A 21,711-nucleotide genomic window follows, 5' to 3' on the forward strand; every position below is an offset into this window, starting at 1 on the left:
GATGGGGCGTTTACAGGATAAAGTATGCATTATTACCGGAGCGGGCAGCGGTATGGGGCAGGCGGCTTCTCAAATGTTTGCGCGGGAAGGGGCAAAGGTTGCTCTTTTTGAGATAAACGAGCAGTCAGGGCTTAAAACTACTTTGGAGATAAAAGAGAAAGGAGGAGACGCTGCTTTATTTACTTGCAACGTGTCCAATGAAGAGAGTGTGCAGGCAGCGGTGACCCAGGTAATAAAACACTACGGTAAAGTCGATGTCCTCTATAATAATGCAGGAATTATGCCTTCGGAGGATGGCTCTGTCATTGATACGACCGTCGAAGTATGGGATCGGGTGATGGATGTGAATGTGAAAGGAACTTTTCTTGCGTGTAAGCATGTCATCCCGCATATGGTAAAGCAGCAGAAGGGTTCGATTATCAACATCGCTTCATTTGTTGCGTTCATGGGATGCAGTGTGCCTCAAGACGCTTATACGGCATCCAAAGGAGCCATCGTTTCCTTAACCCGGTCACTGGCTATTCAATTCCGACCCCAAGGCATTCGTAGCAATGCGATTTGTCCAGGGCCGATTGAAACTCCATTATTAACCGAATGGCTGCTGAAAGATGAGGAGGCGAAGCGGATTCGACTGGGCCGTCAGCCAAGTGGGCGTTTTGGAAGACCTGAAGACATCGTGAACAGCGCGATTTACCTGGCATCGGATGAATCGGATTGGACCAACGGCGCGATTCTCCATATCGATGGGGGGATTACTTGCAATTATTTTTGAAACAACATGAAAACCCCCCCCCTCTAATTTAGAATCCGATCTTCCAGTGATTCACTGTCATTCTCCTTTCTTTCAAGGTTAAAAAAGGATGAAACTTCCCCCTCACAACGATGAAGAAGTGAAGGGGAAGTCTTAAGTCTGCGGTGTTAAGGCACTCAAACAGATGACCCCGACGGCGTATCGGAAAATGGTTACAGCCCGAGATGCATCATCTTCCGACATTCCAAAGGTGTTTGCGAAGTCACTTGCTTGAAAACCCGCCCGAAGTGAGCGACGCTATCGAACCCGGATTGCTCGGCGATGTGAATGACCTTCAGCTTTGTTTCTCTCAGAAGCCTCTGGGATTCCCGAATGCGGATATTATTCAAGTATTCAATGAAGGAGAATCCGGTCGTTTCCTTGAAAGAACGGCAGAAATAACTGGGACTAATGTGGAATTTTTCCGAAATTGTCGCCAAGCTAAGCCGTTCGTGGAAATTTTCATGGATATAGGTGGCGATCTCGAAAATTTTGGGATTATGCGCCTGCGGCTGCTCTTCATATGTGTCGAGCTGATTCATCAGTCGACTGCAACAAATTAACAATTGCGTAAGCAGCGCCTTACTATTGAGTTCCCAACCTTTTTGCTCCAGCTGCTTTTCACGCAATAAACTAAATAGTAGATTCTCGACGATCGTGCGATTTGCTCCGGATAGCGAGAAGATACGCTGCTTTAGCTGAAATGGTGCTAGCGCAATGGCGTGGGAGTCATGCCCCATCGTGCTCACCCAAGCGGTATCAAAGCTTAACAAAATACGCTCGTGCGGCTGAGCGTTGGCATCCAGCGTTTTGTGAAGTGTGTTTTTATCAATAAACACAAGATCACCTTCTTGCATTAGATAAGTGCGATCCTGTATGAAATAGTAGCGTTTGCCGCTGAGTAAGTAATAAATTTCGTAATGGTCGTGGTAATGATTCACGGGCATATTGAAGGAATGCTCTCTTCGTAGTCTTTCAATCAGGTAATGAATCAACGTCGGTCCCCCTAATGTCTCGTCTTATCACTCTAGTTTACAGCAATATGTGCAAAGAAATAAAGTCATTAGACAATATTCGATTAGAAACCATACAAATATTGTATTAATCTTAATGCAAGACTTGGTCGAGGTTCTAATTCGAGAGGGGATTAAGGTAGATGAAAACACGTTATGCGATTGTAGGTACCGGAGGACGGGCAGAATTTTTCTATGGATCAATGGTAAAAGACTTTCAAGATACATCAGAGCTTGTTGCGATTTGTGATATTAATCAAACACGTATGAATTTTACGAACGATTTACTGTCGTCCAAATATGAATATCATGCTGTTCCTACGTATAAAGCTGACCAATTCGAGGAAATGATTCATCAAGAAAAGCCGGATGTAATCATTGTTACAACGGTAGACCGTACGCATCATACGTATATTATTAGAGCGATGGAGCTCGGTTGCGATGTTATTTCAGAGAAACCGATGACGGTTGATGAAGAGAAATGCCAAGAAATTCTGGATGCCATCAAACGCACAGGAAAGCAGCTTCGCGTGACCTTTAACTACCGTTATGCACCGCATAATACGAAAATCCGCGAGTTGATCATGGACGGCACCATCGGCGATGTGCATTCCGTGCATTTCGAGTGGTTACTCAACACAGAGCATGGCGCAGACTATTTCCGCAGATGGCACCGCGATAAGCGCAATGGCGGCGGCTTGCTTGTCCACAAGTCAACACACCATTTCGATCTTGTTAACTTCTGGTTAGGAACGCAACCGGAGACGGTTTTTGCCATGGGAGATCTGATGTTCTACGGAAAAGCCAATGCAGAGAAACGTGGAGAAACGAAGTTCTACCAACGTGCTACGGGAAATGCGTACGCGAAAGAGGATCCATTCGCTCTTCATTTGGATAGCAATCCACAATTAAAAGGGCTTTATTTGGATGCCGAGCATGAGGATGGTTATCAGCGTGATCAAAGCGTTTTTGGTGACGGGATCTCCATTGAAGATACGATGGGGGTGATGGTTCGCTATAAAAATAAAGCGATTCTGACTTATTCCTTGAATGCGTATTTGCCTTGGGAAGGCTTTAATGTGAACATTAACGGCAGCAAAGGCCGAATTGAAATGAAAGTTGTCGAGAAGTCCTACGTGAACGCTGGAGGCGAAAAAGCGGACGAGGGTGCGTTGAAATCGAAGACGATTACGGTATTCCCAATGTTCGCAGCACCTTATCAAGTAGAACTTGAAGAAGGGGTTGGCGGCCACGGTGGTGGAGATCCTGTGTTGTTGAAGGATATCTTCGATAAGCCATCCGATGACCGTTTCAAACGCGCGGCTTCCCATGTGGATGGAGCGATGTCCATTCTGACTGGTATTGCTGGAAATATTTCATTACGGACGGGGCAGCCGGTTGCTGTAGATAAATTGGTGAAATTTTAACCTGTGACGGAGGGGTGTCATATGTGGAGTCCGGACGCAAGCATGGCTAATCTGTATCGTTCCTTCGAGTTGAAACGTGAGCAGCAGGAACTGACGAAGGATCATATGAAAAAGCGTTTGGCGAGCTCCTTAGCAGTACCGATGGAGGAACAGGACGAGCTTCGTCCTGTTCTTCTTGAACGTGTGGTGTGCGAGGATCATATCCGTGAACGCATCGAAATCGGTACGTTGTGGGGCTTTCGGGTTCCGGTTTATGTGCTGTTGCCCAAAGGTGTGACAGGTAAGTCTGCTGCTGTGTTGGCGCTTCATGGGCATGGCTTCGGCAGTAGGCAGATCGTTGGTTTGAACGCGGATGGAACTGAGCATACGGGCGAGTCGGATATTCATGGTAACTATGCCTTGGAAATGGTAAGGCGCGGCTTCATAGTTGTCGCTCCCGAAATCCTTGGCTTCGGTGATCGGCGCTTAGAAGCTGACCAATTTGACGGGCAAGTTGGCAATTCTTCGTGCCAAATGCTCGCTGCACATCTTATGCTATATGGGATCTCGTTAGCTGGTGTACGTGTACAGGAAGCTATGCGAGCATTAGATTACATGGTGTCACGTGAGGATATAGACGCTAGCCGCATCGGTAGTTTCGGATTTTCTGGTGGCGGACTACTCGCTGCCTATACGGCGGTATTAGATGAACGCATTCAGGCTACGGTCCTATGTGCGTTCGCCAATACATTTAAGCGCAGCATCATGGGTGTTCGGCATTGTATTGATAACTATGTACCTGGTGTGCTCGATTTCGCGGAACTTCCTGAGCTGATCGGGTTGCTATCCCCACGACCACTGTTCATCGCATCGGGCAGACAGGATTCGATTTTTCCCATTGAAGGTGTGGAAGAGGCTGTCTCGTATTTGGAGCAGGTGTATGAGATGGCGGGCGTTCCTGAGCGATTCGGCGTTCATCTCTATGAAGGTGTTCATGAAGTGAATGGGAGCCAGGCTTACTCTTGGTTGGTGGAGATTTTAATGAGGGAAGGCGAAGTTTGAAGGCTTTAAAGCTCGAAGAGACTACTGAAATCAATTCAGTAGTCTCTTGCTTTTTCGTGGCGAAGGTGTGGTTGATGATAGGATATAAGAACTTACTTCACGCTCTGACGAACGATGCTTTCAATAATCAATTTGTGACCAACTACGACACCAATTCGAATGACACCTGTTGTTCTGCCGGAAATGACGTGGCGATGCCCATCTGCGATATTTGTTAAAATTTGAAAACGATGAAAATGGTTTATGCCTACACCGATGTTGAGGCCCGTGCGACCGGAATACGAATGACGATGTCCGTCAGCTGTTGTCGTGATACCTTGGAACGTGTGACGATGTCTGCCATCCTCGGGGATCACAATATCACTTAAATTACCGAAGGAATGCCGATGATTTTGTACGAGAGATGTCAACCCCTGCATGCGATGTCTGAATTGTACCGGCCCGCCTGATCCTTGTTTGATTCTTGCCATTATTCTATCATCCTTTCGAGAAGAGATGATATTATCATATGCAATTCAGAGTGAACTGGCTTGGTCGAAAGACTAGCACAATGCGGAATTCAGCGCATCTATGTGTTCTCCGTACCATTTAATCGCGGTGAATCATATTTACGAATTTCTTCACGCCAAGAGAGGAAGCCGCTTTCTATGGCCCGGATCAACATTTCTGCGGTACCTACATTCGTAGCGAGTGGGATTTGTTGAACATCACAGAGGCGAAGGAGGGCGGTAATATCGGGTTCATGCCCTAACGCAGAGATCGGATCGCGGAAAAAGATAAGCAAATCAATATCATCCATCGCAATCATCGCGCCGATCTGCTGATCTCCGCCAAATGGTCCTGAACGAAGTCGAATCACATCCAGTTTTGCGGCTTCACTGATTCTTCTTCCTGTAGTTCCAGTAGCATAAAGCTGGTGCTTTTGAAAAATATGCTTATAAGCAATAACGAAGTCCACGAGCAAGTTTTTGTACACATCATGCGCAACTAGTGCAATATTCATTTCCTCTTCGCCCCTTTATATGTCATGTTAGTTGACGTTAATTCGTGTGTTGAGAACAGAATAACTCAAAAATTTAAATAATTCAATCATTATTTTGAATAATTCAGTCAATAATACGTCTTTAATTCGCTATATTTCATTTTAATGTCATATATCATTACATTAAAAGAGGCGGATGCATGCGCTTCTTCCTAATTCGAACTAACTATGCTAACCTGTATGGATAATCAACAAGGGGGTGAGTTCGTTGAAAAGAGTACTCATTACAGGGTACAAAGCGAATGAGTTAGGGATTTTCTCGCTGAAGCATCCTGGCATTCCGATTATTAAAAAAGCGATTCAAAAACGACTCATCGCCTTGTTGGATGACGGACTTGAGTGGGTTGTTGTAAGTGGTCAATGGGGCGTTGAACTCTGGGCCGCAGAGGCCGTGCTTGATCTGAGAGAGAGCACCCATCCAGAACTGAAACTCGCTGTGATCACGCCATTTCTGGAGCAGGAAGAGAAGTGGAGCGATGATAAGAAAGGCTGCTACGCGAACGTCATGCAACGCGCCAATTATGTGAACAGCATAACGAAGACCAAATACGAGGGGCCCTGGCAGTTCAAGGAACGGGACAAGTTCCTGCTCCGTAACTCGGATGGCATCCTGCTTGTCTATGATGAAGAGACTGAAGGTTCACCGAAGTTTATGAAACTGCAGGCTGCTCAAATCGCGGCGCATCATGCGTATCCGATTATGACGATCAATGCCTTTGATTTGCAAAATGTGGCGGAGGACGATGTGAGCGATTATATGGGCGATTTGCAGGATGAAATGTCTGGCGAGTCCAGCAACGATGGCGGAGATAAATGGCATTTCGATGATGATATTTAACGCGAATAGGACGTTCGTCAGATCAATTGATCTGACGAACGTCCTTTATTTTTAGAGTTAGTCGATAAAATCGACAAACTCATGTGCAAGCGAGGCAGTATGAGCCGAGTTAGTCCGTTTTCAATTTCAAAAAAGAAAAGGCAGAAAAACAAAACGAAATACAACCAAAACAATAACCGAAGAGATCCGACTCATCAACAGATAAGCATCGCTTGGTTCTGACTCGCTTTTGATCATCCAGCCATATCGCATGTATCACCCGAACTTGGGAAAGAAAATGTTCAGAATACGAGCGAAGCGAACTGTTTCTGTTTCTTTGGAAAACAAACATAAAAATAATTATTCAAAAACAAACAAAGATATGTTAAGATGAAACCATCAAAAACAAACACATACTCATGGGATGTAAAACTTAGGAGGGTACTTAAAATGGTTGCGAATTTATGGGATGCATCAAAAGCGAATGCAGTATCGAAAGGCGTAGAGGAAATTGTTTATCGTTCTAATTTGCTAGGAACAGATCGTGCTGTTTGTAACTGGGGCGGCGGCAACACTTCTTACAAAACGATTGAAAAGGATTTCCGTGGTCGCGATGTTGAAGTGATGTGGGTGAAAGGCAGCGGTTCTGACCTTGGCACGATGAAAGCAAAGAATTTCACAGGTCTTCGCATGGAAGATATTCGTCCATTAATCGAGCGTGACGAAATGTCCGACGAGGAAATGGTTGCTTACCTTGTGAACTGTATGATCGACAGCAAACATCCGCGTGCTTCCATTGAGACGCTTTTACATGCATTCTTGCCATTCAAAAACGTTGACCATACGCATCCAGATGCGATTATCTCGCTCTGCTGTGCACATAATGGACGTGAGCTTGCCAAAGAAATCTATGGCGATCGTTTCGTATGGGTACCTTATGTACGTCCTGGTTTTACACTTTCCAAAATGATCGCAGATGGCGTTCGCAACAATCCGAAGGCTGAGCTTGTTCTTATGGAGAAGCATGGTCTTGTGACTTGGGGCGAAACGTCCGAAGAGAGTTACCTCAAGACTATTGCCATCATCAATGAAGCAGAAAGCTTCATCGAAGCTTGTGTGAACGAAGCGAATTTGTATGGCGGTTCCAAATATGAATCCCTTACAGAAGAAGCTCGCAAGGAACTATTGGCTCAAGTTCTTCCAATCGTTCGCGGTGCTGTAAGCAATGAGAAGAAAATGATCCTTACCATTGACACGGAGGCTGACGTGATTCAATTCGTAAACAGCCGTGATGCAGCAGTGCTTTCACAAGTGGGAGCAGCTTGCCCGGATCACCTTGTTCATACGAAAATGAAGCCCTTATATATCGATTGGAACCCGACAACGGGTGATGCAGCTTCCTTAACAGAAGCTTTGAAATCCGGAATCGAAGCTTATAAAGAAGAGTACAAGGCCTATTTTGACCGTAACAAAAATGAAGGCGACGTTATCAATGAAGCGGCTCCGCGTGTTATCCTTATTCCAGGAATCGGGATGATCAACACAGGCAAAAGCTGGGCAATGGCTCAAATAAGCGGCGCGCTTTACCACCGTGCAATCTCCGTTATGAGAGGCGCTACAGCTCTTGGAACGTTCGTATCCCTAAGCGAAAATGAATCTTACAATGTCGAGTACTGGCCTCTTGAACTTTATAAATTAACATTGGCTCCTGCAGAAGCTGAATTTTCCCGTCAAGTTGCTTTCATCACTGGTGGCGCGGGCGGAATCGGAAGCGTAACGGCTCGTCAATTCCTCAAAGATGGCGCACACGTTGTGCTTGCTGACCTGAACCTTGAAGGTGCACAGAAGCTAGCGACAGAACTTAATGAACAATATGGCGAAAACAGAGCGATTGCTGTTCGCATGGACGTAACGAAAGAAGAAGAAGTAGAAGCAGCGTTCCGCGAATCTATTCTTAGCTACGGCGGCATCGATATTATCGTGAATAATGCGGGTCTTGCGACTTCCAGTCCTTTTGACGAAACATCGTTGAAAGAGTGGAACTTGAACATGAACGTGCTTAGCACAGGGTACTTCCTTGTTGCGAGAGAAGCGTTTAAAATTATGAAAAAGCAAACAATCGGCGGGAGCATGGTATTCGTAGGCTCCAAAAACTCCGTATTTGCTGGGAAAAATGCATCCGCATACTCCACGGCCAAAGCGGCAGAGATTCACTTGGCTCGTTGTATCGCGGCAGAAGGCGGCGAATTCGGTATTCGCGTGAACTCCGTATTGCCTGATGCGATTCTACAAGGCTCCGCAATTTGGAACTCCGGCTGGCGCAATGAGCGTGCTGCTGCTTACGGAATTGAACCGGATCAGTTGGAAGAGCACTACCGCAAAAGAACGACGCTGCTTGTTAACATTTTCCCGAAAGATGTGGCAGAAGCTATCGTGTATTTCGCATCATCCAAAGCAGCTAAAACAACAGGTTGCATGATCACTGTTGATGGTGGCGTACCTGCTGCCTTCACACGCTAATCACAAATATTAGGAGGCAACAAACCGATGAGCGACAAAGCCTACGCATTATTCGAAGAGCAACAAGCCCTGAGAGGCATTGATATAGCAGCTGTTAAAGCGAAACTGAAAGCCCTGAAAGTTGAGACGCCTTCATGGGGTTACGGAGATTCCGGAACACGCTTCAAAGTCTATCAACAAACAGGTGTACCGCGTAATCCCTTCGAGAAATTCGAAGATGCGGCGCAAGTGCACAAACTGACGGGTGTTTGCCCGTCGGTTGCCATCCACATCCCGTGGGACAAAGTAGACGATTACGCGAAGCTGAAGCAGCACGCGTCTGATCTAGGCGTTTCCATCGGTGCTGTGAACCCGAACCTGTTCCAAGAAGATGATTATATCTTCGGAAGTGTAACGAACTCGAACGCTGCGATTCGTCGTAAAGCGACGGATCACTTACTAGAGTGTGTGGATATCGCCAAAACAGTTGGTTCTGACGTACTGAGCCTATGGTTCGCAGACGGCTCCAACTATCCAGGTCAAGTGGATATCCGTGCTCGCAAAGCGTGGATGTACGAGTCACTCAAAGAAATGTACAATGCGATGTCACCAAGCATGCGCATGTTGATCGAATACAAGTTCTACGAGCCAGCGTTCTATCACACGGATCTAGCTGACTGGGGCATGGCGTTCAATTTGGCGAACAAATTGGGACCGCAAGCTGAAGTGCTTGTTGATACGGGGCATCACCCACAAGGAACGAACATCGAGCACATCGTGACGTACTTGTTGGATGAAAATAAACTAGGCGGTTTCCATTTTAACTCCCGTAAATATGGGGATGATGATCTGATCGTTGGATCTGTGAATCCGTATGAATTGTTCTTGATTTTCTACCAAATCATTGATGCAGCGAACGATAAGAATCCACAGATTCGCCAAGCTGCTGATAATATCGCTTATATGATCGACCAAAGTCATAACATTGAGCGTAAAATCCCAGCGATGCTGCGTTCCGTACTAAACGTGCAAACGCAATATGCGAAAGCTCTTCTGATCAACCTTGAAGAAGTTCGTTCTGCACAAGCGAATCAAGATGTTCTTGGCGCTGAGGATGCGGTTCGTAAAGCTTTTGAATTCGATGTAACGCCGCTTCTACAGGCTGTTCGTGAGGAAATTGGCGTGCCAGTTGATCCGATGAAAGCTTACTTGGCAAGTGGCTACGACGAGAAAATTAATGCACGCGGCAAAGGCGGTGCAAGCTGGTGAGTACCTCGCAGGCAGTTCTAGCCTTTGATTTGGGAGCAAGCAGCGGCAGAGCGATCGTCGGACGTCTTGATTCTGAAGCGGGCCGGATCACGATCGAGGAAATTCACCGCTTTTCGAATGATCCAGTGCGGGTGGGCAACCACCTTCACTGGGACATTTTGCGGTTGCTTCATGAGCTGAAGCAAGGCATTTTACAAACCAAACATCATGGATATACCGAGATTGAAAGCTTAGCGATTGATTCGTGGGCTGTCGATTTTGGATTGCTTGCTGCAAATGGTGAACTGCTAGGGAACCCGTATCACTATCGGGATCATCATACGGACGGCATCATGGGCGAAGTGATGGATATCGTGGGTCGTGAGAAGCTGTATGCCGCAACGGGGCTGCAGTTTTTGCAATTCAATTCCATTTTCCAGCTGTACGCACTCCAAAAAAATAACCCGGAATTACTTGGTCGAGCAGCAACCTTTCTGATGATTCCAGACCTGTTGCGCTACTTCTTAACCGGCGAGAAGCATAGCGAATTCACCAATGCCACGACGACGCAGTTGTTTAATGCGACTAGCTTGACGTGGGACACCGAGTTGATCAACCAGCTTGGCCTGCCGGAACAGATCTTCTTGCCGCCAGTAGCCTCGGGTTCACGTGCAGGGGCGCTTAGCCCAGCCGTCTGTGAGGAACTGGATGTTCCTTCCATTCCTGTCATCGCCGTTGGCGAGCATGATACAGCGTCCGCGGTTGTAGCCGTTCCTGCGCTTGATGATGACTTCGCGTTCCTAAGCTGTGGAACATGGTCATTGCTTGGAACGGAAACGTGCGCTCCTGTCCTCACGGAACAAGCGTTAGCCTGGAATTTCACGAATGAAGGCGGCGTGTACGGCACGAATCGCTTATTGAAGAACATTATGGGCTTATGGCTCATTCAAGAATGTAAACGGAAGTGGGAAAAGGAAGGCAAAACCGCTAGCTTCGCTGAACTTGTGAAGCAAGCAGAAGCAGTAAAGCCGTTCCAATTCTTCATCGATCCGGATGATAATATGTTCCTTAACCCAGCTCATATGCCTAAGCAAATCCAACAATATTGCCGTGACACCCAGCAAGCTGTGCCTCAAACGGACGGCGAGATCGTGCGCTGCATTTTGGAAAGCTTAGCGCTGAAATATCGCTTTATTCTGGAGCGTACGGAGCAGCTTTCAGGCAAAACGTATCGTGGACTTCACATCGTCGGCGGCGGCATTCAGAACGAGTTGCTCTGCCAATTCACATCCAATGCAACGCAGCGTGAAGTGTGGGCTGGTCCTGTTGAGGGTAGTGCCTTAGGTAACCTTGTAGTACAATGGATAGCACTAGGGTATATCGCGAATTTGCGCGAAGCCAGGAAACTGATTCGGAATTCGTTCCCAGTCCAAACGTATCAGCCAGAGAATGGCGCGGGTTGGCAGGCGGCGTATGCAAGTTTTTGTCAGGTGGCCTCCCGATCGACGGTGAAATGAGGGGTTTACAATGCTGGTAGCAGAAAGATGGCAGAGAATCGTTCAATTGGTAAATGAAAGAGGAAGCATTCGCGTAACCGAGTTGAGTGAACTGTGTCAGGTCACGGAAGAGACGATTCGACGTGACTTGGATCGGTTAGAAGCCGACGGCAAGCTTATGCGCAGCCACGGTGGTGCGGTGAGTGTGAAGGAAGCGCAGACCGAAGTTCCGTTCATGGAGCGGGAGACGGCGCACGCGGACTTCAAGAACAGCATTGCGAAGGAAGCTGTTTCCCATATTCAGGAGGGGGACCGCATCATTCTTGATGCGAGTACCACGGCTTGGTATATGGCGAAAATGATTCCCGATATGGCGATTACGATCATCACCAATTCGATGAAAGTTGCCTTGGAGGTCAGCGGCAAAGAGAAGATTCAAGTCATCTCTACAGGAGGCTTGCTTTCTCCGAAGTCCTTGTCCTACGTGGGGCCCTTGTCCGAGAGATCCTTGGACATGTACCATGCACATAAGCTTTTTCTATCGTGCAAAGGGGTGCATATTCAGCGCGGCATCAGCGAGTCGAATGAGCTTCAAGCGCTCATTAAGCGCAAAATGATCAGCATCGCAGACGAAACCTATCTGCTGGCTGACCATAGTAAATTCGGGATGCAAGACTTAACACAGGTTGCAGACTGGTCTGATATTCAACACGTGATCACCGATCGGCTAACAAGTAAGGATGCCCTTGCGCGTATCCGTGAAAAAGGCGTTAACGTCCGCCAATTGGATTAGCACATACGTAAATCCCCGTGCCGCAAGTTGTTTGTTACTGAGATGTTTTGGTTATTCAGCTATTGAAAATGTTTGTTTTATAAGAGACCAGGACGAGGCTGCCGGAGTGAATCGGCTGCCTCGTTGACGATTGTTGAGATTAGTATATCCTTAATGACTAGTCAATCTTGGAAGGAGTAAAAGGCGATGCGAATAGGTGTTATAGCGGATACGCATTTATCTTACAATGCACAGAAGCTGCCCGATGCTCTTATAGCTGGCTTACAAGGTGTTGATCTTATCATTCATGCAGGCGATTGGGTGAGTGAGCATGTCATCGAGCTTGTGGAGCAGATAGCGCCATGTGAGTCGGTGGCTGGTAACAATGACGGTGTAGAAATCGTGGAGAGGTTTGGGAAGAAGAAACTATTAACCTTCGGTAATTTTCGCATAGGACTCATCCATGGGGATGGCTTCCGGAAAACGACGGAGGAAAGAGCTCGTGAGGCTTTCGAAGCTGAGCGGCTTAATATGGTGATTTTTGGACACTCGCATATCCCGTATCTTCAAAATGTTCAAGGGACGATCATGTTCAACCCAGGTTCACCTACGGATAAAAGAAGACAGCCTCGCTACTCGTATGGCATTCTCCAATTAGGGGAGCAATGGAAGGCTGAGCATTTCTTTTATGACCACATAAGAATTTAGAAGTTTCCGAGATTCGGAAAAACAAATTCATATTGGCGATAAAAACAACCTTTAAAACGCGGTCGCTCATCCTTGTATGACTTCGATAGAAGTTATTCTCATTCAAAGCAATAGTACCTACTGTTGTTGCGCACTTGGTTACCCAGTAGAACAAAAGCCCGATAGGCTCAATCTGAGCTATCGGGCTTTTCGCAGTTTCTACTTAAACTCTACCGCACATACCACTCACCGGACACCCAGTCCGTCGATTTCCATTTAAGCACATCGGGATTCGCCAGATGCATAATCTCCTTGAGGAAATCAAGCTGCTCGAGATCGGTCATTGGGGTGAAGTTTTTGGCAATTGCGAGATTCTGCTCTAACTGTTCCATGGACTCCATGCCGACGATGGCTGTAGAAATCGGCAGTGACAGCGTGTATCGCAAGGCTTTCTCATACCAAGGCGCCAATTTACCGAGTGCCATGACCTTCATCCCGATGATCGCGATGCCTTTTTCATTTGCCTTGGGTAGAAACTCATGTGCAAAGCTATATACCAAGTGATCTGCGGCGGACAGCGCAACAAGCGCACTATCGAAAGGATAGCGGTCAATGGCTTCCAATTGGACATTTGGATTCGTATGACCACTTATGGATATATGCTTGATTATGCCTTGTTCTTTCGCTTCAATGAGAGCCTCCAAAGCGCCGCCTTTGGCGAAGCACTGATCCAGTTCTTCCATTTTCATGATATTATGTAAGCGCCATTCCTCCACATGATCGGTCTGTAGACGCTTCAGACTAGCTTCAAGTAGTCGCAGAGAGCCGTCCCGCGTACGATCATGGGTCTTCGTAGCAATCCAGACCTCATCCCTTCGGTTATGCAGCGCTAACGCTTTGCCGAGACGATCCTCCGATTGGCCCGCAGAATAGCTAGGCGCCGTGTCGTAATAAGTAATTCCCTCATCAATGGCACGGTTTACAATCTGAATCGCTTGTTCCTCTGTGCAGTTATGTTCATCCACAATACGCTGAGCGCCAAAGCTTAATAGTGGGAAATGTGCTCCCGCCCGCCCAAAAGGTCTTTTCTCCAATCCAATCATTCCTCCTACGATGGCATGCTAATACTATTCTGTCCTATCGTTCCCAAAATGAATACCAAGACATACCAATTTTACCACAGATGAAAGATGAAGTTTTCTTCGTTGGAAATAGTTAGTAGAGCGAAACAAGCAGGAATCATCACGTGCAACATGTAACTTAATAAGGTAGAGATAATCGTCAAGATTCGACCTAATTAGATCGAATTTATAAACCAGTGGGACTTTAGTCCTAATATTTTTGTGGAAAAGGATTGTGGTAATGGCTAAATAAACTTATTATGGAAGTATGGACTCATTTACTGTCGAGAACCTTGCTGGAACAAGATGATATAAATCAATCGAATACGTAAAGAGGTGCATAAGGATGGAGAAATCATCAATCATTGGTATTGTGTTGGCGGGAATATCAATTGGCTTAGGTATGGTATTAAAGGGGGCAAATCTAGCTGCCTTATTAAATCCTGCTGCGGCCTTAATCATTTTCGGTGGAACAGCTTCGAGTTTGCTCATTGCTTTCTCACTCGAAGAAATCAAGAAAATTCCAGCCTTGTTAAAAATTATTTTTACAGAGCAGAAGTTAATGCCCAAAAAAGAGTTGATCGAGACGTTCATTAACTGGGTGAGCATTACACGTCGTGAAGGGCTATTGTCATTGGAGAAGCAAGCAGAGGAACTCTCGGATCCTTTCATGAAAAGTGGTATGCGTCTGATCATTGATGGGAACGACCCTGATTTCGTTCGTGATGTTCTTCTTGAGGATATTGCTGAAATGGAAACAAGACATAAGAAATTTGCGAGCATTTTTACACAAGCAGGAACGTACGCGCCAACACTAGGAGTACTAGGTGCTGTAGTCGGACTTATTGCGGCTCTTGGTAATTTGAGTGAAATTGAAAAGCTGGGACACTTGATCTCAGCGGCATTCGTTGCCACCATGTTTGGTATTTTCTTGGGGTATGTCGTGTTCCATCCCTTTGCCAATAAGCTTAAGCAGAAGTCCAAGAAAGAGGTTGAGATCAAGCTAATGGTCGTTGAGGGCTTGCTTTCCATTCAATCTGGCGTTTCTGCGAATTCCGTGAAGCAAAAAATGATGATTTTCGTTCCTAATAAAGAACGTGAATATTATGAAGAAGGAGCGGAGGGGGCGCAGTGAGTAAAAAAAAGAGGCATGAGGATCATGAAGAACATATTGATGAAACCTGGCTCATTCCCTACGCGGATTTATTAACTTTACTCCTTGCTCTTTTTATTATTCTGTTTGCGTCGAACCAAGTTGATGAGAAGAAATATGACGTGATCATGCGCTCGTTAAACAGTGCTTTCTCTGGTGGTGAAGCACCCTTCGCGATGTCGAATTTAATTCCCATTAACGATACGGCGAATACGTCGAAAAATACGGAAAAGAGCCAGAGTCCACCTACCAAAGAAGAGCGTAAGACCGAAAGCGGGTTAGCTGCCAAGCTTCAGAAGGAAGAGAAGGATCTCAAAGAATTAAAGGAAAGCATGGATGCTTTTATTAAGGAAAATAAGATGAGTGAGCAGTTGACAACTAAGCTTGATAATGAGAAGTTAACCATTACGATAAGTGATCGTGCGTTATTCGATTCCGGTTCAGCTACGATTAAACAGGAATCTCAAAAGCTTGCCACATCAATGTCCAATTTACTGGGGCAATATCCGGGCTATCAGGTTGAGGTGGCTGGACACACGGATAATATTCCGATTCACCGAGCGGATTTTGAAACGAATTGGGATTTGAGCGCCAAGCGTGCTGTGAATTTTATGAAAATATTACTCATCAACACCAAGATTCAGCCTGCGTTTTATTCCTCAGTCGGGTATGGAGAGTATCGTCCAATTGCTGAGAATGCGACGACGGAGGGCAGAGCGCAAAACCGTCGAGTTGAAGTGAGCGTCCTTCGCAGCATCAAGGCAACCGATGAGATCGCCCAATAAAGTGATCGTCACTCTAATATGAGAAAAGAGCCGAAATCCCAGATGCGGGACATCGGCTCTTTTTTCTCATCGTTATTTGACCCCAACCAGCTCTTTCTTTTCTTGAAGCTGATCCTCCTCTTTGATTTCCTTCTGTTTAGACTGATCATGGTGTTCGAACGCCGGCTCCAAGCTCATTTCCACTTCAATGGCAGCGATTTGTTCCATAATTTGTTCCACGACGTTTTCTTCACTTGCATTGATATGTATAATTTCATCCTCACTTGCGGCTTCACTAATTTGAAACTTGCTAATCTCTGCAAAAAGCTGCTGAGCGAGTTCAAGAATATCATCCGATTCTTCCGCAATACGTCGGATCGAAACGTCCTGTTGGATGCTAGTCGAGTTGACCTCTTCAACACCAGCAGCTGTTTCCTGTGCAATTGCGGCAACAAACTGAACGGAATCGATAAGGTGATTGTTTTTCGATTGGGCTTGCTCGATTTTCTGATGAATTTGCACAATTTGCTCTCGGATGACCAACGTTGATTGCTCAATTCTACTGAAGGAGCCAAATGTTTCCTCCACATGGCTGCTTTGCGTCAACGCAGATTCACGCGCATCGACGAGTGAGAGCTGTAGCTCTTGGATCTGCCCTTGCAGCGTCCCAATGATTCCGCTGATCGTCTTCGACGATCCGTTCGTTTGCAGAGACAGCTCGCGTACTTCGTCCGCGATCACAGAGAAGCCGCGTCCGTGCGCGCCGGCCCTCGCCGCTTCGATCGCGGCATTCAACGCAAGCACATTCGTTTGCGTTGAAATATCCATGATCGAGCGCACGATGGCGCCGATCTGCTTCGAGCTGGCGCTGAGCGTCTGCATCGCCGCGTCCACCTTCTGCAGCAGGTGCTGCGACTGCGCAGTTGATGTTTTCAGTGCCTGCACGGACGCAGTCCCTTGCAGTGTCCCGACAGCAGCCTCGTCGCTGCTGCGTTTCATTTCATAGGTGTACGCGCTAATGTCGCGGATCTCCGTTTCCAGTTCGGCAATGAGCATGGAGCTGCTCTCTGTTTTCATCGCTTGCTCATCCGCACCTGATGAAATCTCATGGATCGCCTTGAGGATATCTGTGTTCGCCGAAGCTGTCAGCTGTGAAAAGCGATGAAATTCATGGGAGTGGGCGGATAAGGAAGAAGCGATGCCCTTCGTCGCGCCGAGCATGAGTCGAACCTGCTGAATCATCTGGTCAAAGCTGTTGCTTAATTGACCTAGCTCATCTGTAGCCGTCGAGTTAATGGTTTGCGTTAAATCACCGGCAGCAATGCGTGTGACCGCTCTTTGCAGAATAGAGATCGGACGTGTGAACGACGTAATAATGAGAAACGCGATGACCAAGGTAAGGAAGAAGACGAAAGCGGAAGCAACTAACATGATCGTGCGGCTATCACCCAGTGCCTTGGAGGAGCTAGCAATCGCCTGGGCAGCACCGTCCGCATAGGTGACATAAAATTTATCGACTAATCCAAAAATGCTATCCTTCAGCTCTTGCGATTCACTATATAAGTACAACAGATTAATTTGAAGATCAGTGGGTTTGATGTTCGGATCCTGAACCATTTTGGCCGCTGTATCGAAATTATTGATGTAATCGACAGAGGCTTGGATTAAGAGGCTGCGCCATTTTTGCTGTTCAGGGGTGCTGGCTGTATTGCCGATCTTCTCTATGAAATCATTGTAGGGCTTTCGTTTACTATTGTACTTCTCGATAAATTCCGGTTTCTTGGAAATCTCAAGTCCAGAAGCAATGATGTTCATCTCCTGAACCATATTCTTAAGCTCTAAGGCCATCACTTTAAGATCTACTTTATCGTTCTGATTGATCATTTGCTGCTTAATCTTCGTCACCTGATGAAGATTGAACAGCGCCACAGCAAAGAAAATGAGCAGCACACCGCTGAAGCTTACGATTAATTTTGCACGCATAGAGAAGTTGGACAACATCATTTTACCCATATGTATACCTCCTATAAATAGATAAGCTTAGACATTTTGCACCTTATTACTTATTAATATAGGGGGCTTCTATTAACTAAAGCGTCGAAATATGTAAGCGATTTGTAAATTAAAAGTTTTACATTACGTTTACGTTTCGTGGGTTTGTATTTTACATTCGCTTGTTACCATATGGAAGTAAGGTCGTTCGACACACAAGTAGATGGGGATCGAACTTAACCAAATCCAGCACATACATTCAAAGGAGGACATGTTAACAATGTTTAACTTCATGTCGAGAAAAGGAATTACATTCACACTATCCGCGGTATTAATGATGGGGACTTTGGTTGGTTGCGGCGCCAAAACAGAAACAACAAAAGATGCAACATCCGCTTCACCAGCAGCAACTGTAGCAGCTTCTACGAAACCTACTGAAGCTCCGAAAACTGATTTAAGCGGTACGGTAACAGCTTCTGGATCCAGCGCACTTCTACCATTAGTGAAACAAGCAGCAACGGAGTTTATGGAAAAGAACCCAAAGGTTACAGTTAACGTAACAGCAGGGGGTTCAGGTACGGGAATTAAAAACGTAGCAGACGGTACATCAGACATCGGTAACTCCGACGTAGAACCTGCAGCTGAATATAAAGATAAAGGTCTTGTTGACCACCAAGTCGCTATCGCGCCTTTCGCTTTGATCGTTAACAAAGATGTGAAAGTGGATAACGTAACGAAACAACAAGCAGCAGACATTTACACAGGTAAAATCACGAACTGGAAAGAAGTTGGCGGCAATGACGCGAAAATCGTTCTTGTTCACCGTCCAGACAGCTCAGGCTCCCGTACACTTGTGAAAAAAATCATTTTGGATGGCAAAGAATTCACAAAAGACGGTATCACACAAGAGAACAGCGGTGCAATGAAAACGGCGGTTGCAGGTCCATCTGGTTCTGGTGCCATTGGTTATGTAGATACTCCTTATATTGATGACACAGTTAAAGCGTTGAAACTTGATGGTGTTGCTTTCTCTGAAGAAAATATCAAAAACGGCACATACAAATTGTTCGGTGTTGAGCATATGTACACAAAAGGTGAAGCGAAAGGTGCTGCTAAAGCATTCATCGACTACATCTCCAGCAAAGAATTCCAAGGTAAGCAAGTTCGTGAGTTGAAGTTTTTACCAGCTGATTTGTTGAAAAAATAAATGGTTACAGCAAGAGCGTCTGCATATTTATGCAGCGCTCTTTTTTTAGTTAGTCGAATTTTTCGACTAACGCCCCCCGCGAAGCCACGCAAGTGCCCGAGATAGTCGAATTTTTCGACTATCTCCTCCCGCGAGGCCACGCCGTTGCCCGAGTTAGTCGAATTTTTCGACTAACGCCCCCCGCGAAGCCACGCAAGTGCCCGAGATAGTCGAATTTTTCGACTATCTCCTCCCACGAGGCCACGCCGTTGCCCGAGATAGTCGAATTTTTCGACTAACGCCCCCCGCGAAGCCGCGCAAGTGCCCGAGATAGTCGAATTTATCGACTAACGCCCCCCGCGAAGCCGCGCAAGTGCCCGAGATAGTCGAATTTATCGACTAACGCCTCCCGCGAGGCCGCGCTGATGCCCGAGATAGTCGAATTTTTCGACTAACGCCCCCCGCGAAGCCACGCAAGTGCCCGAGATAGTCGAATTTTTCGACTAACGCCCCCCGCGAAGCCGCGCAAGTGCCCGAGATAGTCGAATTTTTCGACTAACGCCTCCCGCGAGGCCGCGCTGTTGCCCGAGATAGTCGAATTTTTCGACTAACGCCTCCCGCGAAGCCACGCAAGTGCCCGAGATAGTCGAATTTTTCGACTAACGTCGCGTAGGGGTTTGACCGCCACCATGCGTCGGCGTCACAATGCGCGCACAGGATCCCTGCGAGGCCGCGCCCGCGCCCGATTTTATCGCTCTCCTAACCAAAACTTTTACATTCCCTTAACAATTCATTTACGATCCAATGACATTTATATTCTATGATAATAGTAAGTCATGTGTTACTTGCAGAGAAAGGGGAATCACGAAGTGAATTCCATAGTAGATCAACTAACCAGCGCGAAATCGGACGCAAAGAATCGTCCAGTCATCACTAAATGGACCCAAGGACAGCATAGACAAGATAAAATAATGAGGTGGTTGTTTGTAGGTAGTGCTGCTTTAGTTTCTGCCATCATATTCTCTATCATCATTTTCGTAGGCATGCAGGGTATCAAGACATTTCAGGGTGTAAGCCCTTTGGATTTTTTCTTTTCAACCGATTGGACGCCTGGTCAAAATAAATTCGGAGCGTTTCCTTTCCTATACAGCACGCTGCTGATGACGCTTGTTGCGGTTGTCATTTCCGTTCCGCTTGCGCTATCAGGTGCCTTGTTTATGGCCAAAATAGCACCGAAATGGATGCGCGAGATCATGCGTCCTGCTACGGATTTATTCGTGGGGATTCCTTCTGTTGTGTACGGATTGATTGGTATGACCGTCATCGTGCCTGCTTTAGGTAAAATAACAGGTGGCATCGGTTACGGCATCTTACCAGCGGCGATTATCTTAGCAATTATGATTCTTCCTACTATTCTGTCCATTTCGGAAGATGCGATTCGCTCGCTTCCTGGTCGTTTGGAAGAAGCCTCACTGGCGCTCGGAGCAACACGGTGGCAAACGATGTGGCGTGTACTCTTGCCAGCAGCTAGACCAGGTATTTTGACAGCGATCATTCTTGGGATGGGCCGCGCGATTGGTGAAACAATGGCCGTGTTCATGGTAATCGGGAACTCACCGCAAATGCCGAAATCGCTGCTCGACTCCACGACAGTGTTAACAACAGCGATCGTTAAAGACATGGGGAATACGAATTACGGGTCAACATGGAATAACGCGTTGTACTTGATGGCCTTGTTACTACTTGTCATCTCCTTATTTCTCATTCTCATCATCCGTATCGTAGCTAAGAGGAGTGAACTCAAATGACAAGTAAAACGACGGACCGCATTGCAACGATCTATTTTTGGTCATCAGGCATTATCATTATCGGGATTCTAGCATGGTTTCTCGTTCGTATATTAGGCGATGGTATCCCGCACTTATCCTGGCATTTCATCTTCGGAAAACAGGAAGAAATCAAAGCCGGCGGCGGGGTAGGACCTCAGCTTTTCAACTCTTTCTATGTTCTGTTCTTGTCACTTGTGATCTCGATTCCAATCGGATTATTCTCAGGTATTTACTTAGCTATTTATGCGCAAAAAAATTGGTTCACTGACCTCGTCAGAATTTCTGTTGAGGCCCTTTCTTCTGTACCGTCGATCGTGTTTGGTCTCTTCGGATTTCTTTTATTCGCTAATTTGCTAGGGCTCAAATTTTCAATCATCGGTGGCGCGGCTACCGTAGCTCTATTGAATCTACCTGTCATGGTAAGGGTTACGGAGGAAGCTATTCGTACAGTGCCTGATTCCTATTGGGAAGCTAGCTTGGCGCTTGGTTCAACGAAATGGCAGGCGATCCGTAAGGTACTCATTCCTGCTGCTTTACCAAACTTGATTACAGGGATCACATTGATTGCCGGCCGTGCGCTTGGCGAATCAGCAATTCTTATTTACACGGCTGGTTTATCCGTTTCTCGTTATTTTCCTGATTTCAATCCGCTCAAAATGGGGGAGACACTATCCGTTCATCTCTGGTATATCGGTGCGGAGTCACTCGTTCCGGATGCGAAAGAGATTGCCAAAGGCAGTGCTGCGCTACTCCTAATTGTTGTCCTGATCTTCAATCTGCTGGTTTCGATACCAAGTCGAATCTTACAAAAAAGACTTTCCGGGGGGAAATAAC

20 protein-coding genes are annotated in these 21,711 nt (G+C 46.4%); 14 read left to right on the plus strand and 6 right to left on the minus strand.

The genetic code is table 11. The annotated features are described in order from the left end of the window. Nucleotide 1: 1 nt before the first annotated feature. Entirely contained in the window at nucleotides 2–772 is a 771-nt protein-coding gene (locus tag AC58PQ_RS06125; RefSeq protein WP_497241070.1) for an SDR family NAD(P)-dependent oxidoreductase, read from the plus strand. A 191-nt stretch (nucleotides 773–963) separates the two neighbouring features. Here AC58PQ_RS06125 and AC58PQ_RS06130 read toward each other — a convergent pair whose 3' ends face one another. Further along, the gene (locus tag AC58PQ_RS06130; RefSeq protein ID WP_497241071.1) at nucleotides 964–1,785 is read right to left on the minus strand and encodes a helix-turn-helix domain-containing protein; all 822 of its coding nucleotides are present in this window, start codon (nucleotides 1,783–1,785) and stop codon (nucleotides 964–966) included. A 161-nt stretch (nucleotides 1,786–1,946) separates the two neighbouring features. Between AC58PQ_RS06130 and AC58PQ_RS06135 the strand changes: the two genes are divergently transcribed. Both AC58PQ_RS06135 and AC58PQ_RS06140 read left to right on the plus strand, forming a co-directional pair. Then, entirely contained in the window at nucleotides 1,947–3,230 is a 1,284-nt protein-coding gene (locus tag AC58PQ_RS06135; protein WP_497241072.1) for a Gfo/Idh/MocA family oxidoreductase, read from the plus strand. 21 nt (nucleotides 3,231–3,251) lie between these two features. After that, nucleotides 3,252–4,271, plus strand: coding sequence for an alpha/beta hydrolase family protein (locus AC58PQ_RS06140; RefSeq protein ID WP_497241073.1), 1,020 nt, complete (start codon nucleotides 3,252–3,254; stop codon nucleotides 4,269–4,271). A 92-nt stretch (nucleotides 4,272–4,363) separates the two neighbouring features. On the opposite strand, the gene AC58PQ_RS06145 is transcribed toward AC58PQ_RS06140, so the two are convergent. Both AC58PQ_RS06145 and AC58PQ_RS06150 read right to left on the minus strand, forming a co-directional pair. Further along, on the minus strand, nucleotides 4,364–4,741 hold the full coding sequence (locus AC58PQ_RS06145) for a YmaF family protein (RefSeq protein ID WP_497241074.1): 378 nt from the start codon (nucleotides 4,739–4,741) through the stop codon (nucleotides 4,364–4,366). A 98-nt stretch (nucleotides 4,742–4,839) separates the two neighbouring features. Then, nucleotides 4,840–5,274 (minus strand): methylglyoxal synthase, encoded by a 435-nt coding sequence (locus tag AC58PQ_RS06150; protein ID WP_497241075.1) that lies wholly within the window; start codon nucleotides 5,272–5,274, stop codon nucleotides 4,840–4,842. 247 nt (nucleotides 5,275–5,521) lie between these two features. On the opposite strand from AC58PQ_RS06150, the gene AC58PQ_RS06155 reads away from it, so the two are divergent. Then, nucleotides 5,522–6,151 (plus strand): SLOG family protein, encoded by a 630-nt coding sequence (locus AC58PQ_RS06155; RefSeq protein ID WP_497241076.1) that lies wholly within the window; start codon nucleotides 5,522–5,524, stop codon nucleotides 6,149–6,151. A gap of 126 nt (nucleotides 6,152–6,277) precedes the next feature. Here the strand turns inward: AC58PQ_RS06155 and AC58PQ_RS06160 are convergent, their stop codons facing one another. Next, nucleotides 6,278–6,403, minus strand: a complete 126-nt coding sequence (locus tag AC58PQ_RS06160; protein ID WP_497241077.1) for a DUF6199 family natural product biosynthesis protein — start codon at nucleotides 6,401–6,403, stop codon at nucleotides 6,278–6,280. Nucleotides 6,404–6,580: 177 nt separating this feature from the next. Here AC58PQ_RS06160 and AC58PQ_RS06165 point away from each other — a divergent pair, with 177 nt between their 5' ends. The 5 genes from AC58PQ_RS06165 to AC58PQ_RS06185 all read left to right on the plus strand — a co-directional run bounded on the left by AC58PQ_RS06165 (nucleotide 6,581) and on the right by AC58PQ_RS06185 (nucleotide 12,853). After that, the gene (locus AC58PQ_RS06165) at nucleotides 6,581–8,650 is read left to right on the plus strand and encodes a bifunctional aldolase/short-chain dehydrogenase (RefSeq protein ID WP_497241078.1); all 2,070 of its coding nucleotides are present in this window, start codon (nucleotides 6,581–6,583) and stop codon (nucleotides 8,648–8,650) included. 27 nt (nucleotides 8,651–8,677) lie between these two features. Then, nucleotides 8,678–9,898 carry an L-rhamnose isomerase gene (gene rhaI, locus AC58PQ_RS06170; protein WP_497241079.1) on the plus strand — a complete coding sequence of 407 codons (1,221 nt, stop codon included), beginning with the start codon at nucleotides 8,678–8,680 and terminating at the stop codon, nucleotides 9,896–9,898. Beyond that, entirely contained in the window at nucleotides 9,892–11,394 is a 1,503-nt protein-coding gene (rhaB, locus tag AC58PQ_RS06175; RefSeq protein ID WP_497241301.1) for a rhamnulokinase, read from the plus strand. The genes rhaI and rhaB overlap by 7 nt, the downstream gene beginning before the upstream one ends. A 10-nt stretch (nucleotides 11,395–11,404) precedes the next feature. Next, nucleotides 11,405–12,166 carry a DeoR/GlpR family DNA-binding transcription regulator gene (locus tag AC58PQ_RS06180; protein ID WP_497241080.1) on the plus strand — a complete coding sequence of 254 codons (762 nt, stop codon included), beginning with the start codon at nucleotides 11,405–11,407 and terminating at the stop codon, nucleotides 12,164–12,166. A gap of 186 nt (nucleotides 12,167–12,352) precedes the next feature. Continuing rightward, nucleotides 12,353–12,853, plus strand: coding sequence for a metallophosphoesterase family protein (locus tag AC58PQ_RS06185; RefSeq protein WP_497241081.1), 501 nt, complete (start codon nucleotides 12,353–12,355; stop codon nucleotides 12,851–12,853). A 209-nt stretch (nucleotides 12,854–13,062) separates the two neighbouring features. Here the strand turns inward: AC58PQ_RS06185 and AC58PQ_RS06190 are convergent, their stop codons facing one another. Then, entirely contained in the window at nucleotides 13,063–13,935 is an 873-nt protein-coding gene (locus AC58PQ_RS06190) for an aldo/keto reductase (protein ID WP_497241082.1), read from the minus strand. 364 nt (nucleotides 13,936–14,299) lie between these two features. On the opposite strand from AC58PQ_RS06190, the gene motA reads away from it, so the two are divergent. Both motA and motB read left to right on the plus strand, forming a co-directional pair. Beyond that, the gene (motA, locus tag AC58PQ_RS06195; protein ID WP_497241083.1) at nucleotides 14,300–15,088 is read left to right on the plus strand and encodes a flagellar motor stator protein MotA; all 789 of its coding nucleotides are present in this window, start codon (nucleotides 14,300–14,302) and stop codon (nucleotides 15,086–15,088) included. Further along, a complete protein-coding gene (gene motB / locus AC58PQ_RS06200; protein WP_497241084.1) occupies nucleotides 15,085–15,891 on the plus strand; it encodes a flagellar motor protein MotB in 807 nt (268 codons plus the stop codon). The genes motA and motB overlap by 4 nt, the downstream gene beginning before the upstream one ends. 72 nt (nucleotides 15,892–15,963) lie before the next feature. Here the strand turns inward: motB and AC58PQ_RS06205 are convergent, their stop codons facing one another. After that, on the minus strand, nucleotides 15,964–17,883 hold the full coding sequence (locus AC58PQ_RS06205) for a methyl-accepting chemotaxis protein (RefSeq protein WP_497241085.1): 1,920 nt from the start codon (nucleotides 17,881–17,883) through the stop codon (nucleotides 15,964–15,966). 259 nt (nucleotides 17,884–18,142) lie between these two features. Between AC58PQ_RS06205 and AC58PQ_RS06210 the strand changes: the two genes are divergently transcribed. The 3 genes from AC58PQ_RS06210 to pstA all read left to right on the plus strand — a co-directional run bounded on the left by AC58PQ_RS06210 (nucleotide 18,143) and on the right by pstA (nucleotide 21,710). Then, nucleotides 18,143–19,069 (plus strand): phosphate ABC transporter substrate-binding protein, encoded by a 927-nt coding sequence (locus AC58PQ_RS06210; RefSeq protein WP_497241086.1) that lies wholly within the window; start codon nucleotides 18,143–18,145, stop codon nucleotides 19,067–19,069. Nucleotides 19,070–19,917: 848 nt separating this feature from the next. Then, on the plus strand, nucleotides 19,918–20,856 hold the full coding sequence (pstC, locus tag AC58PQ_RS06215; RefSeq protein WP_497241087.1) for a phosphate ABC transporter permease subunit PstC: 939 nt from the start codon (nucleotides 19,918–19,920) through the stop codon (nucleotides 20,854–20,856). Continuing rightward, complete coding sequence (gene pstA, locus AC58PQ_RS06220) at nucleotides 20,853–21,710, plus strand: phosphate ABC transporter permease PstA (protein WP_497241088.1); 858 nt, start codon at nucleotides 20,853–20,855, stop codon at nucleotides 21,708–21,710. The genes pstC and pstA overlap by 4 nt, the downstream gene beginning before the upstream one ends. The last annotated feature ends 1 nt before the right edge of the window (nucleotide 21,711 follow it).

The organism is Paenibacillus sp. J22P143, assembly GCF_059692035.1.

Coding starts and splice junctions, on each gene's coding strand:
- AC58PQ_RS06125 (WP_497241070.1), top strand. CDS start 2: ATGGGGCGTTTACAGGATAAAGTATGCATTATTACCGGAGCGGGCAGC.
- AC58PQ_RS06135 (WP_497241072.1), top strand. CDS start 1,947: ATGAAAACACGTTATGCGATTGTAGGTACCGGAGGACGGGCAGAATTT.
- AC58PQ_RS06140 (WP_497241073.1), top strand. CDS start 3,252: ATGTGGAGTCCGGACGCAAGCATGGCTAATCTGTATCGTTCCTTCGAG.
- AC58PQ_RS06145 (WP_497241074.1), bottom strand. CDS start 4,741: ATGGCAAGAATCAAACAAGGATCAGGCGGGCCGGTACAATTCAGACAT.
- AC58PQ_RS06150 (WP_497241075.1), bottom strand. CDS start 5,274: ATGAATATTGCACTAGTTGCGCATGATGTGTACAAAAACTTGCTCGTG.
- AC58PQ_RS06160 (WP_497241077.1), bottom strand. CDS start 6,403: ATGCGATATGGCTGGATGATCAAAAGCGAGTCAGAACCAAGCGATGCT.
- AC58PQ_RS06165 (WP_497241078.1), top strand. CDS start 6,581: ATGGTTGCGAATTTATGGGATGCATCAAAAGCGAATGCAGTATCGAAA.
- rhaI (WP_497241079.1), top strand. CDS start 8,678: ATGAGCGACAAAGCCTACGCATTATTCGAAGAGCAACAAGCCCTGAGA.
- AC58PQ_RS06180 (WP_497241080.1), top strand. CDS start 11,405: ATGCTGGTAGCAGAAAGATGGCAGAGAATCGTTCAATTGGTAAATGAA.
- AC58PQ_RS06185 (WP_497241081.1), top strand. CDS start 12,353: ATGCGAATAGGTGTTATAGCGGATACGCATTTATCTTACAATGCACAG.
- AC58PQ_RS06190 (WP_497241082.1), bottom strand. CDS start 13,935: ATGATTGGATTGGAGAAAAGACCTTTTGGGCGGGCGGGAGCACATTTC.
- motA (WP_497241083.1), top strand. CDS start 14,300: ATGGAGAAATCATCAATCATTGGTATTGTGTTGGCGGGAATATCAATT.
- AC58PQ_RS06205 (WP_497241085.1), bottom strand. CDS start 17,883: ATGGGTAAAATGATGTTGTCCAACTTCTCTATGCGTGCAAAATTAATC.
- AC58PQ_RS06210 (WP_497241086.1), top strand. CDS start 18,143: ATGTTTAACTTCATGTCGAGAAAAGGAATTACATTCACACTATCCGCG.
- pstA (WP_497241088.1), top strand. CDS start 20,853: ATGACAAGTAAAACGACGGACCGCATTGCAACGATCTATTTTTGGTCA.